This is a genomic window from Saccharothrix sp. ALI-22-I (genome assembly GCF_001984175.1).
GTDB lineage: Bacteria > Actinomycetota > Actinomycetes > Mycobacteriales > Pseudonocardiaceae > Actinosynnema.
This window is the reverse complement of the sequence record NZ_MTQP01000045.1, coordinates 49,915-64,271: the sequence shown is the minus strand read 5'-3', so window position 1 is coordinate 64,271 and position 14,357 is coordinate 49,915. Positions and strand designations below refer to the sequence as shown.

Annotated in this window: 10 protein-coding genes and 1 tRNA gene; 1 reads left to right on the top strand and 10 read right to left on the bottom strand. The window is 70.0% G+C overall.

The annotated features are described in order from the left end of the window. Nucleotides 1–145 precede the first annotated feature (145 nt). The 4 genes from ALI22I_RS07590 to ALI22I_RS07575 all read right to left on the bottom strand — a co-directional run bounded on the left by ALI22I_RS07590 (nt 146) and on the right by ALI22I_RS07575 (nt 4,139). A complete protein-coding gene (locus ALI22I_RS07590; RefSeq protein WP_143532038.1) occupies nt 146–505 on the bottom strand; it encodes a hypothetical protein in 360 nt (119 codons plus the stop codon). A gap of 259 nt (nt 506–764) precedes the next feature. Further along, entirely contained in the window at nt 765–1,976 is a 1,212-nt protein-coding gene (locus tag ALI22I_RS07585; RefSeq protein ID WP_077004777.1) for a hypothetical protein, read from the bottom strand. Between the two features lie 533 nt (nt 1,977–2,509). Continuing rightward, nucleotides 2,510–3,613 carry a tyrosine-type recombinase/integrase gene (locus ALI22I_RS07580; protein ID WP_238598177.1) on the bottom strand — a complete coding sequence of 368 codons (1,104 nt, stop codon included), beginning with the start codon at nt 3,611–3,613 and terminating at the stop codon, nt 2,510–2,512. Next, on the bottom strand, nt 3,603–4,139 hold the full coding sequence (locus ALI22I_RS07575; protein ID WP_077004775.1) for a hypothetical protein: 537 nt from the start codon (nt 4,137–4,139) through the stop codon (nt 3,603–3,605). Before ALI22I_RS07575 ends, ALI22I_RS07580 begins: the two co-directional genes overlap by 11 nt. A gap of 756 nt (nt 4,140–4,895) precedes the next feature. Here ALI22I_RS07575 and ALI22I_RS07570 point away from each other — a divergent pair. After that, a complete protein-coding gene (locus ALI22I_RS07570; RefSeq protein ID WP_083751520.1) occupies nt 4,896–7,499 on the top strand; it encodes an ATP-binding protein in 2,604 nt (867 codons plus the stop codon). 1,444 nt (nt 7,500–8,943) lie between these two features. On the opposite strand, the gene ALI22I_RS50515 is transcribed toward ALI22I_RS07570, so the two are convergent. The 6 genes from ALI22I_RS50515 to ALI22I_RS07545 form a co-directional block, all read right to left on the bottom strand. Further along, the gene (locus ALI22I_RS50515; RefSeq protein WP_077004773.1) at nt 8,944–9,987 is read right to left on the bottom strand and encodes a DUF2637 domain-containing protein; all 1,044 of its coding nucleotides are present in this window, start codon (nt 9,985–9,987) and stop codon (nt 8,944–8,946) included. Between the two features lie 99 nt (nt 9,988–10,086). Next, complete coding sequence (locus ALI22I_RS07560) at nt 10,087–11,244, bottom strand: tyrosine-type recombinase/integrase (RefSeq protein WP_083751531.1); 1,158 nt, start codon at nt 11,242–11,244, stop codon at nt 10,087–10,089. After that, the gene (locus tag ALI22I_RS07555; protein ID WP_143532035.1) at nt 11,234–11,899 is read right to left on the bottom strand and encodes a hypothetical protein; all 666 of its coding nucleotides are present in this window, start codon (nt 11,897–11,899) and stop codon (nt 11,234–11,236) included. The genes ALI22I_RS07560 and ALI22I_RS07555 overlap by 11 nt, the downstream gene beginning before the upstream one ends. A 126-nt stretch (nt 11,900–12,025) precedes the next feature. Continuing rightward, nucleotides 12,026–12,108: transfer RNA gene (locus ALI22I_RS07550), tRNA-Leu, on the bottom strand. Between the two features lie 625 nt (nt 12,109–12,733). Next, nucleotides 12,734–13,132: a hypothetical protein gene (locus ALI22I_RS50510; RefSeq protein ID WP_179118136.1), complete on the bottom strand. Its 399-nt coding sequence runs from the start codon at nt 13,130–13,132 to the stop codon at nt 12,734–12,736. Then, entirely contained in the window at nt 13,129–14,259 is a 1,131-nt protein-coding gene (locus ALI22I_RS07545) for an MFS transporter (protein ID WP_077004771.1), read from the bottom strand. Before ALI22I_RS07545 ends, ALI22I_RS50510 begins: the two co-directional genes overlap by 4 nt. Between the last annotated feature and the right edge of the window lie 98 nt (nt 14,260–14,357).

Sequence of the window (14,357 nt, the reverse complement as noted above, 5' to 3'; positions counted from 1 at the left end):
GAGTCGATGGACCAGGCTCGACGCAGCTGCGCTGCTCGATCGTCGGTCGTGTTGCTGTTGAGGTCACCGATGCTGCCATGTCGGCCACAAGGTTCGTCCTTGCCGCAGGGCGGCTGCCGAAGGTGTGGTCGGGTGGTGCGGCTCATCAGGTCCGCGAACACGTGAGCAGATCGGCCAGCGCGGCCAGCGCGTGCTCGGCAGCGGAGGTGAGGGAGTTCAGCAAGTCCGGCGGCATCACGCGTTGCCTCAGGCCCGACGTCTCGATGACGCTCGTGAGCGCCTGTTCGTCGGCCAGCGGGTGCGGGCGGCGCGCGCGGTGGGCGAGCAGGTCGGCGGCGGCGTGCGCGTCGCCTGCCTGTACGGCGAGCCGGATGAGGTTCGTGGTGATCTCTTCGGAGGCGAGGGGGTGGGTGGCCTCGGCGAGTTCGGCTGTGCAGAGTCCGAGACGGGTGTGGAATACGACGGCCTCGGACCTGGGCGGCAGCGCGCGGAACGGGTCGATCATGATGGTCACCGTGTGGTCGTTCGCGCGGTCACAGAGGTGCATCGAATCGGAGATCAGCTGGCCACCGCTGGCAGGCACCCTGCAGGCGGGATCGGCGTGCAACGCCGTCACGTGCTCCACTCGGTGGGCCCGCCGCTCGTAATTGTGGAAAGTGCGCCGCTGGTGATTGCGCTACCAGTCCTGGGGCAACGACAATCCGAACACCGCACCTCCTGCCTTGGCGCGCTCGGATTCCAGGGCTGGTGGACGGCCCACGGGCTCACACCGGGGGCATCGGCATCGGTGGCGGCGGGCCGTCGGGTACGGGCATCCATTTACGCCGGACAGCATCGTCGGGCCTGTAGGACACGATGGCCCGCAGGGGAATGGCGAGTCGTCGTGCGTGGGGTGCGATCTCGGTGTCGACCCAGGGCTCGTCCGGCTGGATGGGGAAGTGGCGGTGTGGTGTCAGGCTGACGACGGGGTCGGTGCGCACTGCGTCGGTGTCGTCGCGGATTTGCCAGGTGAGCCATCCGCTGCCCTGGGTGGTGCGTGCCGCGACGACGGACAGGGCGGCGAAGGAGGCTTCCAGGTCGCTGTCGTCGGGAACCCACAGGTCGGTCGTCGTGCGGTCGGCGGCTGCTCGCTCGCGGGCCACGACCTCCGTGACAGGCCCGCACTGCGCCAGCGGCTCGGGTGCGTCGACATCGATGTCGTTGTCGCCCGGGTCGGCGGCGCCGAATGGGGCTTCGGGTCGACGCGACCACATGTCACGCACACTCGGGGTGACGGATCGGATTTCACCGTAGGGATGTGCCACGGTCTCGGGCCGGAACGACTCGAACCAACCCCGCACCGTGTCGGCATCGAACGCGGGGTCGGGTGCCACGCCGAGCCGTTCGTCGGCTTCGCTGTCGAACAGCCTGACGAAGTCGGTGTCCTCCAGCAGGACTTCGTCCAACCCTTTGGGGAAGCGACCGAGCCCGGCACCGCGACACAGGTCACCCGCCATGTCGAGCACCGTGTCGCGGATGATCTCCTCCGCGGTGCACGCGGCCGGTCCGCCCGACGGATCGGCGAGGTCGTAGGAGACCTTCACCGCCGTGGTCAGGACGGAGCGGAAGAACTGCCTGTCGTAGACGTGTCGGTAGCGGGGCGGGAAGAAGCCGTAGACGAACGAGTCCTCGGCGGTGTCGGCGTCAGGGAGGCCGTGTGCGTCGAAACGCAGCCGCGACAGATCTTCGGCGCAGTGGTCGACGATGCGGTGCGCCGCGACCAGCAGGACGCCGCGGCGCATGCGTGCCCGGCGGAGTTCGTCCGGTGGCACGGATGCCTCGACGGCCTCGTCATCCGGTTCGTCGGTGTCGTAATCCGGGAGATGCTGCGGTGCGACGAACGCCGTCAACGGCAGATCGGGGTGGCGGACACGGTCCGCACTGGCCGCGATCTCCAGGAGAAGATCGATGTGATGGTGGTGTACGTCGTCCGTCATGAGTCTGCCTCGCCGGTCTGCCGCTCGCTGAGCCGTTCGACCGGCACCCTAGTGGCTCCCGACGCCGGTCCGGGTCGTCGGCTCCACGCACCCTTGTCCCACCAGCGGAGACGGCACGGGACACGGTCTCGTCTCACCCGACCGGGTGTTGCCTCAGGGTGCCGTGGGGCTTCGGACGCACCGGTCGCCCCGACGCGCGTGCCGAGGCGAGACGGGAATGAAGCGCCCTCATGACGTCGCCGCGTCGGGATACCGCGATTCCGGCCGTCTCGCCGCCCGCCGGCGGATGGGAAGGGCCGAGGAGCCGACCGCCGACCGAGCCGTCGCCGGCGATCCTCACGCGGCACGTGCCGGCGGCCGTCCGTCGCCCCGGAGCGGGGCGCGAGCACCGCGGAGATGACGTCACCACTGTTTCGTGCCGGTGAACGCCGAGTGTGGGCGCAGGCGGGGCTGTCTTCGCGCCGACACCCTCCGGCAGTCGACGGACCGGACCGTCGGGCTGCCGGAGGCGTTACGTTCGTCCTGGTGGTGCGTCAGGCCGCTGAACCGGTGGACTTCGACGTCGTCGTTTCCGTCGGTGTCTGCTGTTCTTGCGGTGCCGGGGCGGTGTCCATCGACGGCAAGGCCACCGCCAGTGGGTGCGGTTCGCCGGTCAAGGCGGACAGGGCGATCGCGACGTCCCGCGTGTCGGCTTTGATGTAGGTCTGAGTGACGCCGAATCGGTTGGAGCTTGCCGTGGCGTGCCCGGCGAAGGCGCGCGCCACGCCGTAGCCGTAGGCTCGTTCGATCCACGTCAGTGTCGTGTGGCGCAGCCAGTGTATGGACACCCCCTGCGTGCGTACGGTGGGCACGTGTGCGCCGATGCGATCCCAGAGGGTGTTGTAGCGGCGCCTGGTCAGGGGATGTCCGTCGTGGTAACGCAGCACTGCGCTGTCGGCGTCGCGGGCGCCGCGTAGACGGGCGTGTTCACGCAGGGCGTTCATGAGAGTGGGGGAGACCGGTTGCCAGCGGTTGCGGTCGCCCTTCTCCCGCAGTTGCACCAGGGACTGGTCGGGGTCCAGGTCACGCAGCCGAAGCGCGAGCGCCCCGCCCCGCCGTGCGGCGGTCTCGATGTGGAACCGCAGCAACAACGCGTCGAGTCGGGGATCGTCGCCGGTGGTGGAGGCGACCTCCACGATGATCTCGACCAACTCCGGCTCCAGCGCGCGACGGTTCGACGCCAGCCGCTTGGGCTTGGCCACGTGCGAGGTCGGGTCGTCCCAGGGGTGCAGCAGCCGCAGGGCGACAGCGTGGCGGTACAGGCAGCGCACCGAGTCGTAGGCGTGTTCGGCGGCGCTGTGACCGTTGCGGCTGGATCGGCGGACGACCGCGGTGTCCTTGGCGTGCTCGATGAACCACGCGACGTCGGTCGGTTGGATGTCGACCACTCGACGCTCCGGCCACGCCGCGAGTGCTTTGTTCCAGTACGTCTCGTACAAGGAGCGGGTCGGCCCGGGAACGACGCGGGACACGGTCGACACCAGATCCGCCAGCGGCGTGCTGCTCGCCCGCTTCTCGAAGGTGATCAGGTCCTCGGCCGAGATGCCCATGCGGTGCAGGAGCAGGCGGGCTGCGGCGAGATCGTCGTCAATGGTCAAGGCCCGAAATCCTTTGCTGAATCTCGCGGTCGTACAGGTCGGTGTGGAAGGTCCGCACCATGTGCGCGAGGTTGATCAAGGGGTGCACGATCAGCGCCTGGTGATCGGGCGCGGCGATCAGGAACGCCTGATCACCGGAGTCGATGCCGCAGTAGCGCAACAGGGTCGGCGGTAGCGCCATCCGCCCGCGCCCGTCCAGGGACAACGGACCTTCCTCGGTCGGTCGCAACATGAGGTGGCCTCGACCGGCCCATGCGGTGAACGTGTTGCCCGCCGACCAGAGCAGATGCTCGAACACCGGTCGTCCCGAGATCCTGCCGCTGTCGTCGACCAGCACCACGGCGAACTTGAGGTCGGTCTCGCCGAGCGCGGTTTGCAGATCGCCCAGATTGACTCTTCGCATGCGCCCTGGGCGTTCCTCGGCGCGAGGCTTCGGATAGGTCAGGGCCCGGACGATCTTCTCCTCGACACCGTCGGTGCCGCCCGCGGGCGGCACCGACGCCAGGCGCAGCCTTCTGCGGTCCACCGTGGACCTACCGCGGCCGCGGCGGACGACGGCTCGATACCGTCCCCACACGACGACTGGCAAAGTTGTGCATGCCGATCCCCCCTTGCTGCTCGGCCCGCTCCCCGCGGGCACGTCTTCCGGTCGCCCGTCTTGTCGGGTGAGGCCGGGCTCCGGACCCCACTGCCGACACGAGACCCCTGGGCCTCGACGGCCGTCCGGACATCGACACTTAAGCACAAAACTCACACTCAGTCACCAAAGTCGTCGCAACACGCCGCAAAACGGCCTCCAGATGATCGTTTGACTACACTCCGTTAATGCAGGGTGATTGAGGTGCTGCGAACTCAAGATCTGTCGGCCGAGCCAGGCAGTCGAGAGTCATGTCGAAGGCCGCTCCGTCAGCGCGTGTCGCGCCGTTTGCTCGCCAGCGCCCACATATCGAGATCTGGGCCGGGCCACCCGAGGCAAACGCGACGGAAGACCGGGTAACGGTGGGCACTGTGAGGTGATCACACAGGGGCGACGTCAGTCGCCGCGTCCAGCCCTTGATGTCGCGACGGGTCGACGGGAAGCCGCCTGTTCCTCGAATATGATCGTCGTCGCGATAACTTCAGTGTCAACAAAGATTAATCCGATCTACGACAGCTGGCCCGGCTTGACCGATGCCGTGTACGTGCGCATTAGTACGTTGTCGTCGGGGTGGGTGTGGGTTGTGGTGTGCGTGATCGGTCGGCCGTGGGTGGCCTGCTCGTGGCGTGAACGGAGCGGTGGGGGATGGATAGCGAGGCGCGGCGGGTGGTCCAGTCCGCTGAGGCGTCGGGTCGGTCGGTGGTGTTGCAGGCCGGTCGGGATCTGACGGTCCACGGTGGTGTGGTGGTCGGTGGTCCTGGTGTGCCGGGGATGGAGTCGGTGTCGCCGCCGTCGGGGGTGGGCCGGGTTCCGGTGTCCTCGGGGGTGTTCGTGGGTCGGGGCGGGGAGTTGGCGCGGTTGGAGGCGGCGCTGGCCGGGTCGGGGCGTGCGGTGGTGGTGGCGGTGCACGGTCTGGGCGGGGTGGGCAAGAGCACGCTGGCCGCGCGGTTCGCCGAGCTCCATGCAGGCCGGTTCGCGCCGGTGTGGTGGGTGACGGCGGACTCGCCGGCCGCGATCGACACCGGTCTGGCCGAGCTGGCGGTGGCGCTGGTGCCCGAGCTGGCGGGGGTGCCGCTGGAGCGGCGGACCGAGTCGGCGGTGCGGTGGCTGGCCGCCCGTGACGGCTGGTTGCTGGTGCTGGACAACCTCACCGCACCGGCCGATGCGGCGGGGTTGCTGGCGCGGGTGCGGACGGGCACGGTGCTGATCACCAGTCGGCGGGGTGGCGGCTGGGGCGGGGTGGCCGAGCCGGTGCCGCTGGACGTGCTGCCCGCCGAGCAGGCCGTGGACCTGCTGACCCGGATCGTGCGGGCGGAGTGGCCGGAGGCGGACCTCACGGGCGCGGACCGGGTGTGTGCGGAGGTGGGGTGGCTGCCGCTGGCGGTCGAGCAGGCGGGCGCCTACCTTGCCCAGACCCGCATCACCCCGGTCGCCTACCTGGAGCTGCTGCGGCGGTACCCGGCGCGGATGTTCACCGCGACGGCGGAGGGCGGGGATGCCCAGCGGACCATGGCCCGGATCTGGCACGTCACCCTCGATCGCCTCGCCGACACGCCCCTGGCCGGGCGGGTGCTGCGGCATCTGGCCTGGTACGCCCCCGACGCCATCCCGCGAACCCTGGTCGCGGGCGCGTTCGACGAGCCGGAGCTGTCGGAGGCGCTGGGCCGGTTGGCCGCCTACAGCATGATCACCCTCACCGGCGACACCGTCGGCGTGCACCGCCTGGTCCAGGCCGTCACCCGCACCCCCGACCCGGCCGACCCCCACCGCCAACCCACGGGCATCGCCCACGCCCGCGACACCACCACCGCCACCCTCGCCGCCACCCTCGCCGAATCCCACCCCCGCTGGCCCGCCGACTGGCCCGTCTTCCAGACGGTGCTGCCCCACGCGCGGGCACTGCTCGACCACACCCTTCCCGACACCGACACCGAACCGCTCTGCCACCTCGCCAACCGCCTTGGCCTCTACCTCGACGGCCAGGGCGACACCACCACGGCTATCGCACTGCACACCCGCGCCACCCACAGCCGCCAACGCCTCCACGGCCCCGGCCACCCCGAGACGCTGGCCTCACGCAACAACCTGGCCCACGCCTACCGGGCGGCCGGTGACTTGGGGCGCGCGATCCCGCTGCTCGAGGCGACACTGGCCGATGCCGAGCGGGTGCTGGGCCCGGACCACCCGGACACGCTGACCTCGCGCAACAACCTGGCCGGCGCCTACCGGGCGGTGGGTGATCTGGGGCGTGCGATCCCGCTGTTCGAGGCGACACTGGTCGACCGGCAGCGGGTGCTGGGCCCGGACCACCCGGACACGCTGACCTCACGCAACAACCTGGCCGACGCCTACCGGGCGGCGGGTGATCTGGGGCGTGCGATCCCGCTGTTCGAGGCGATGCTGGCCGATGCCGAGCGGGTGCTGGGCGCGGACCACCCGACCACGCTGACCTCACTCAACAACCTGGCATACACCTACCAGGAGGCGGGTGACCTGGGGCGCGCGATCCCGCTGCACGAGGCGACACTGGCCGATACCGAGCGGGTGCTGGGCCCTGACCACCCGGACACGCTGGCCTCACGCAACAACCTGGCCGGCGCCTACCGGGCGGCGGGTGATCTGGGGCGCGCGATCCCGCTGTACGAGGCGACACTGGCCGATGCCGAGCGGGTGCTGGGCCCTGACCACCCGGACACGCTGACCTCACGTCACAACCTGGCCTACGCCTACCAGTCGGTGGGTGATCTGGGGCGCGCGATCCCGCTGCTCGAGGCGACACTGGTCGACCGGCAGCGGGTGCTGGGCCCTGACCACCCGACCACGCTGACCTCACTCAACAACTTGGCCATCGCCTACCGGGCGGCGGGTGATCTGGGGCGCGCGATCCCGCTGTACGAGGCGACACTGGCCGATGCCGAGCGGGTGCTGGGCCCTGACCACCCGGACACGCTGATCTCACGCAACAACCTGGCCGGCGCCTACCAGGAGTCGGGTGATCTGGGGCGTGCGATCCCGCTGCTCGAGGCGACGCTGGTCGACCGGCAGCGGGTGCTGGGCCCTGACCACCCGACCACGCTGACCTCACGCCACAACCTGGCCCGCGCCTACCGGTCGGCGGGTGACCTGGGACGTGCCATCCCGCTGTACGAGGCGACACTGGCCGATACCGAACGGGTCCTGGGCCCCGACCACCACCTGACCAGAACCATCCGCTCGAATCTCGAGACTACGACAAGCGGCCACGACTGACCCGCCACTCTCAATCCGGCCATCGGCCATGAGGCGACCGCCCAATGCCCGCTCGTCGGCAGAAGGGACGTTCGTTTTGGTGGGTCGGTGGCGGCAATGCCACTCGGCTGAACATCAGGGCAAGTGCTGGACGTGTCCGAGCAGCGGGACGGACTCACCCCGTGCTCGGAGGTGGGATCACCTGGTGCCCGTGCGCACGTTCATCGGCTCGGTCGCTGATCTTGTGATGCGGTTCAGCCCCGTAGCAGGATTCGCTGCGGCCGTGCACCCGCCCGGACGCTTCACCACAACGTGGACAAGCCCCTTCCGTCGACCGGACCCGGGCATGCAGCACGACCGCGCCAAGCGTCCGCTCCACGACCTTGACCACGATCCCGGCCAGATGCGGGAGAAGATCGTCAACCCACCCCGAACATGATCAACTACCGGGCTGCCTTGTGTCACAAGATCAGCGACAGAGCCCGTTCATCCGTACCGGGCTGTGCACGTTGACTGACCTGTACGCCGACACGCCGCCCACCGTTGTGGATCAGGTCACCGGATGGTGGTCGTTGTTTGGTAGGCCGTCTTCCGGTGAACGGGATCTCGCGACTCACGCGTTGTCAGGTTCGGTCTCGGTGCGGGTTGTCGAGTTGGTGTTGGACACGTCCGGCATCGCTGTCGCGGCCCAACTGTCAGTACAGCTCCAGGCTGCTGCCAGGCCGCGACACCGCCACCGAACGCGTCCAACACCAACTCGACAACCTCGACAGCCGACCTGGAACTGCAACACCAACCCCGCCCAAGAACTCCTCTGGCCCGACAGCAGGCTCTGCCATTCCCGGCGACGGCCCCTGGCAGCGCCGCCGCCAGGGGCACCGATCGACGCACCGACGGTCCTGCCGATCGCCTTGCTGTCACAGCCGGCGGTGACAACGCTGGTGATCGTGACGCCGACAGAGCCGTCACGGCCGACGGTCGCCGTCCCACCCTCGCCCGCATCACCCTCGCCGTCGAGGCCGCCATTGTCGGGATCCGGTCCCGGGGGATGCGGATCCCGTGGGGAGCCCCCGGTTCGGGGTGGCCGTCGAGTACGAGGCTGGCGACAATCCGATTATCCACGGTGACCTCCCTCGGGCGCGATGTCCTACGGGGAGATGCCGGCGGCATCGGTCGAGACGCGTTTCGGGGGTCTGCCGTGCCGGCGGATGCGGTGGGATGAATCCCACATCTGCGTGTTGGACAGCCGTCAGCCGGCTGTCTCGCCGGCGGGTGCCCAATGAAGGTGTGCTGTCGCCGGCCGCCGGCGGATCGCTGGTGGCCGGTCGGGCGATGGCCATGGGGCACGGGCGAACCGGCGATGGCGCTACACAGGGCGGTGCCCGCCGGCGGCTCATCCCGCCGACAGCCGGGCATGGCGATTCCGAGTCGCCACGCCCGGCTCTCGGCCAGCGTCCGGTGACACCTAGTCGTGTCGTCCCGACGCCATCGCGTCGCCGTCGCCGGCGGGGTGCGCGGCGCTCATCGCCAGCAGGGCGAACCCGGACACCACCATGAGGCCGTCCAACACCAGCGGGCCCACATGGGCCGCCAGCGTGCCGTAGCCCCACGCGAGCAGCACGTCACGCACATGGCCGTAGCTGATCACGGCCGCGCCGAGCGCCACGGTGCCGGTGCCGCCGAACCGGGCCAGCGCCCACTGCCACCCAGCTTTCCACTGGACCCGGCTGAGGACCTCCACGCTGAGCAACAGCCCGATCGGCCACACTGCGGCCCCTACCTGGGAGGACAACGACGGGGCCCAGCCCGGGGGCATGTGCTCGGCCGGAAGCCAGGTGTGCAGCACGTTGGCCGCGACGGACATGACGGAGCCGAAGACGAATCCGGCCCAGGCGGCCACCTTCCCGCCGACCGCCGGCGGAGGCGTCGCCAGCGACAGGCCGCCGGACACCGTCGCCACCTCGGCCCCCGGCGACGCCGGCGCTGGTGATGCCGACGCCCCCGCCGGCCTCGGACGACGGGGCCGCCCGCCCGACGCCCGACGCGCCGGCGACGGTGCCCCGGCCGGCGATGTCGTCGCCGGCGGTTCCGCCGCCGACGCACCCGGTGCCAGGTGTGGCGGTGACGTGGCTGTCGTCGACAGCCGTGCCGAGTCGCCGGCCGGCACCATGCCGCTTGCGATGGCGTCACCGACCACGGCCGGTGATCCGCCGGCGCCGTCGGCCGAGTCCGGCCCGGCCTGCGCGGTGCTGTCGCCGGCACCGGACATGCCGCCGGCCACCGCGTCGACGTCGCCGGCGGAACCCGCGGGTTCACGGGTGCTTCGACCGGCGTCGCCGCGGTCGATCTCGGCGATCGCCTGACGGATCCGGTAGTCCGTGGCATCGGTCAACTTGGCCAGGGTCGGTCGGCCCGGACGGGGCTGCCCGGCCGTGTCGGCTTCCGCGAACAGTTCGCGGATCCGCTCGACCAGTTCCCGGTCGACGTGTGCGTCGACGACTGTGCTCACGGGAACCTCCGACCACAGTGGGCGAACCGACGCAGGCCGCGTCCGCCGATCTCCCCACGCTGCACGAAGCCATCCTCACGACGCCGCTGCGGCGCATGGTCAGTTCGCATCGGAGGCCTCCACGGCGAAGAAGTTCGGACTCGTCCCGATCGATTCCTGCAATGCCAGCGGGTGCCGCTCGCCGGTCCAGGCCTGCACCGCGGTGGCGATCTCGCCCATCGAGGCCTTGGTGTAGTCGTGTGTCGCACCCTGCTGGTTGGAGGAGGGCTCGGCGTGCCCGGCATACGCCCGCGCCACCGCCGGCGAGAAATTCCGCTCGACCCACGTCAACGTCGTGTGCCGCAGCCAATGCATGCTGATGTTCAACACGCGCACGCTGTCTACGTGCCCGCCGACCCTCTTCCACAGCCCCTCGTGCCGCTTCTTGGTCAACGGATCGCCGTTCTTGAACCGCAGCACCGGGCTGTCCGGATCACGCGCACCCCGAGCGTCGGCGTGGCCGACCAGGGTCCGCATCAGCGTCGGCGACACCGGCTGCCACCGCTGCGTCGATCCCTTCTCCCGCAACAGCACCAGACACTGGCCCTGATCCAGATCGCGCAACCGCAGACCCAGACCGCCGCCGGTGCGCGCCGCGGTCTCCAGATGGAACCTCAGCAACAGCGCGTCCAGGGAAGGATCGTTCCCGGTCGACGTCGCGGCCTGCCAGATCTCCCCGTACAACTTCGGCGTCAGCGCGTGACGACGCGACCTGCCCTTGGCGGGCTTGGCCACCCGGGCCATCACGTTCTCCCGCGTCGACAGGACGCCCTCCTGCACCGCCGCGTTGTATACGCACCTCAACGCGTCGTAGGTGTGCAACGCCGCGCTCTTGCCACCGTTGCTCGTGCGCCGCACCAGCGCCGTCTCCCGCGCCCGCTCGAACAATTCCAGCACCTCGGCGTTGGTCGGCTCGTCCAGTCGCCGACTGCCCCATACCTCCACCAACCGGTCCCAGTAGGTGTCGTAGAGACGCTGGGAGGCCTTCGGCACCACCTCGCGCACCTTCTCCATGAACTCCGCGAAGGTCGGCACGACCCGCACGGCGGCCTCGGCCCGCAGCAGGTCCTGCGGCCGCAACCCCATGTGCTTCAACAAATTCAACGCCATCGCCACGTCCGCCGGATCGGCCGGTGCGACCGGCGACCCGGGACCGACGCCCGGGTCGGGGACCGCGGCGGTCCCGGCGTCGACACCCGTCGCGGGATCAACGGCCATCGCGGACACCTCCCCGGCCGTCCACACCGGTCGCGTCCCCACCCGCGGACCCGGAGCGCCCGCGCCGTCCGGCGTCCGCGGCCGGCTCCGACCCGTCGTCACCACCTGCGCGCTCGCCGCGCTCGCCGACCGGGTGCATGCCCTTCACCACGGCCCTGGGGTCGGGCAGCACGAGGTCCAACTTCTCCAGCCCGTGGACGACCAGCGCGGACAGGGTCGGGACGGCGACCACCAGCACCTGCTCCCGTGTCCCGAACCCGCACCAGCGGCGAACCCGCGCGGGGACCAGCAGCCTGAGGCTCGCCGTCACCACGCCGCCGCCCGAGGCCGCGCGCCGCATCACGATCGCGTCCTCGGCGTCGTTCACGCCGATCTCCACGCGCGTGCCCGGACTCCACCCCAGCAGCCTGAACAGCGCCCGCTCGCCGATCCGGCCGTCCGGGTCGAACACCGTCACCCCGTAACGGCGCGGATGACGCCGTCGCGTCGCCGGAAGGGGACCGGGATCGGGTGCCTCGGTGCGACGCAGGTCCAATTCCCGACGGGCCAAACGGCCGCTCGGATCGTCGTGCGGCGAATTCGCGGAATCGTCGCCCGGCAGCGCCGTGCGGCGGGGAGCGCCGAACGCGGGCATGGGGATGATGCGATCACTCACCGTGACCACCCCCGGCGAGGGGGTGGCACAGGATGTCGCGGAAAGTAGTCGACACCCTGCGGCGTGTCGCGTGCCGCAGGGTGTCGGTGTTACCGTCTGTCTTCCGGGAAATTTCCCGTGTTTGAGTGTCCGAGGGGGGACTTGAACCCCCACCCCCTTTCGGGGACTAGCACCTCAAGCTAGCGCGTCTGCCATTCCGCCACCCGGACTCCTCGGCTCTCGCCGTGGTGTGTGCATAGATTACATGATCGTTCTCGGTGGCCAAAATCGGGGTCCCTGGAAGGGTGTCGGTCGAAGGAATGTGCTGGTAGGGCGGTTGAGGGCGGTTGGGTGGTGATCGGTGCGACGGGTGGCTCGCGGCTGGGGCGGGTGCTGTTAGCCGGGTGCGGAGCAGTCGGCGTCGAGTGTTGGGTGGTGGCGTGCTCGCTCGCGGTCTCCGTGGTGTCCGGGGGCTCCATCGGGCGCGTGTTGCTCATCCGGCATCGGTCGTGGATGGGGCGAGGAACCAGGTCGCCACGCAGGGTGACCACGGTGGTCGCCGTGGGTTCGTCGTGGATCTCGGGTGTGGCTATCCGGTCGTGTTCGTCGGGCATAGCGCGGGCCAGGGTGTGGCACCTAGGTGGTGTCGCGGGAATGTGTGATTGATGTCGCAGGTGTTCCGGCGTACTGGGAACGTATCCCGGCGAAAGGTATGTGAATCGTCGTCACCGTGGCCGGTGTCCGTCAGATCTCATAGGCGGGGTGGGTCTCAGTCGCCGAGGCCTTCGATGAACGCTGTGTGGCGGGGCGCGGTGGGGTCGATCACCACGTGCATGGTCCACTCCTGTGTGCTCTTCACGTAGGTGTCGTAGTTCTTCTCTTCCTCGATCGGCCATCCGTACTCCTCGACCAGGCCTGGGGAGAACGGGAGATCACGGCCCAGTCGGGTGCTTTTGTCGAGGCCGCGACGTGGTTGGACTGGAGCACGCTGTCCAGGCAGGTCGAGGGGAAGCCGTAGGTCAGGTACAGACCGCTGGACATCGGACCGCCTGTGTCGGCATACCTCAGGTCCGTGATCTCGCACGACGGCAGGTCCAGCGCGAAGTGCGCCGACAACTCGTCCAACGAGTGGTCGCCCGTGGAGCCGGGGTACTCGCGGGGGTCGTCAGCGCACGCTGTCACGAGGGCGGCGCCCGCCAGCAGGACGGTGAGCTTCCGACAGATGTGCCGGACGACCATCGACCGGAAGCTCATCCGGTCCGCTCCTGCTCGTACCTGCCGAGTGTGTAGTCGGCCTGCACGCTGGACGTGAGACGATCGATCACGCCCGCGATCATGGCACCCCGGCTCGACGCCACGTGAGACGTAGTCTTGGTGCAGCTCGCCGTGGTCACCGCCGCGGCGTACACCAGGTGCACCACGCAGATCAGCACTGACGTCGTCACGAGCGGGGCGTGGCCGTGGGCAAGACCGTAGAACGCCGGCACCGCGGCGAGTTGCCCGACGCCGAAGAGCAGCAGGGCTCTGCGTCTGCCGATCCTGGAGAGCACGCTGCCGGCGCCGAGCGCGCCGGCGATCGCGAACATGCCTCCGAACACCGTGGTGACCAAGCCGATCCGGGACACCGACCAGCCGGCGTCCACCAGCATCGGGTTCAGCAGCGCGAAGTACCCGCCGATACCCGCCCAGGTCAGTGGCAGCACCACCAGCGCCCACCTGGCCACGCCGGGCTGGCGGAACAGGCTGGCCAGCACCGGGAACCCTGGCGGGGCCTGCCGCGGTGCGCGAGGTTCGCGGAGGCGGGCCACCTGCACCGCGGGTATCGCGGTCGCCACGGTGAGTGTGAGCACAGCGGCCGTCCACCCCGCCACGTCGTAGACCAGCAGCACGGCGCCGCTGCCAAGGGCGGCGCCGACGAACCCGGCCGCCGTCTGGATGCCGTTGGCCACACCGCGGCCGGTGCTGTCCAGCAGCCGGAAGGCGAGGGCGTCGGTGGCGACGTCCTGGGCGCCCATCAGCACCCACATCACGATCGTGATCACGAAGACGACGCCGAGGTCTGCGACGGGGTCGAGCGGCAGCAACACCAGCGCCGCGAGAACCATCGCGGGCTGCACCACCAGCAGCCACGAGCGGTAGTGGCCGGAGCGGGTGGAACCGAAGCGGTCCACCAGCGGCGCCCACAGGACCTTCGCCGGCCCGACGATGATCAACGCCTGGAACGCGCCGAGCTGCTCCAGCGACACGCCGCGCTGGTACAGGATGGTCAGCAGCCCTCCGCTGCCGAGGAAGCTCGGCGCCAGCCACTGCCCGACGTACAGCCCGGCGAGCAGCCGATAGGTCGCGCGGCGGGTGGGCAGCCGTTCCCGCGCGATCGTCATACCGGCCCACCAGTCGCGCGGACCACTGTGGACTGTCGGCCAACCCGTCGCGCAACGCCGCCTCGACCATCGGGGCGAACAGCGCGCGGGGCGTGTCG

Bases quoted from the DNA above. Each gene is read 5' to 3' on its own strand.
- ALI22I_RS07590 (WP_143532038.1), bottom strand. From the start codon at position 505: ATGATCGACCCGTTCCGCGCGCTGCCGCCCAGGTCCGAGGCCGTCGTA.
- ALI22I_RS07585 (WP_077004777.1), bottom strand. From the start codon at position 1,976: ATGACGGACGACGTACACCACCATCACATCGATCTTCTCCTGGAGATC.
- ALI22I_RS07570 (WP_083751520.1), top strand. From the start codon at position 4,896: ATGGATAGCGAGGCGCGGCGGGTGGTCCAGTCCGCTGAGGCGTCGGGT.
- ALI22I_RS07560 (WP_083751531.1), bottom strand. From the start codon at position 11,244: ATGGCCGTTGATCCCGCGACGGGTGTCGACGCCGGGACCGCCGCGGTC.
- ALI22I_RS50510 (WP_179118136.1), bottom strand. From the start codon at position 13,132: ATGAGCTTCCGGTCGATGGTCGTCCGGCACATCTGTCGGAAGCTCACC.
- ALI22I_RS07545 (WP_077004771.1), bottom strand. From the start codon at position 14,259: ATGACGATCGCGCGGGAACGGCTGCCCACCCGCCGCGCGACCTATCGG.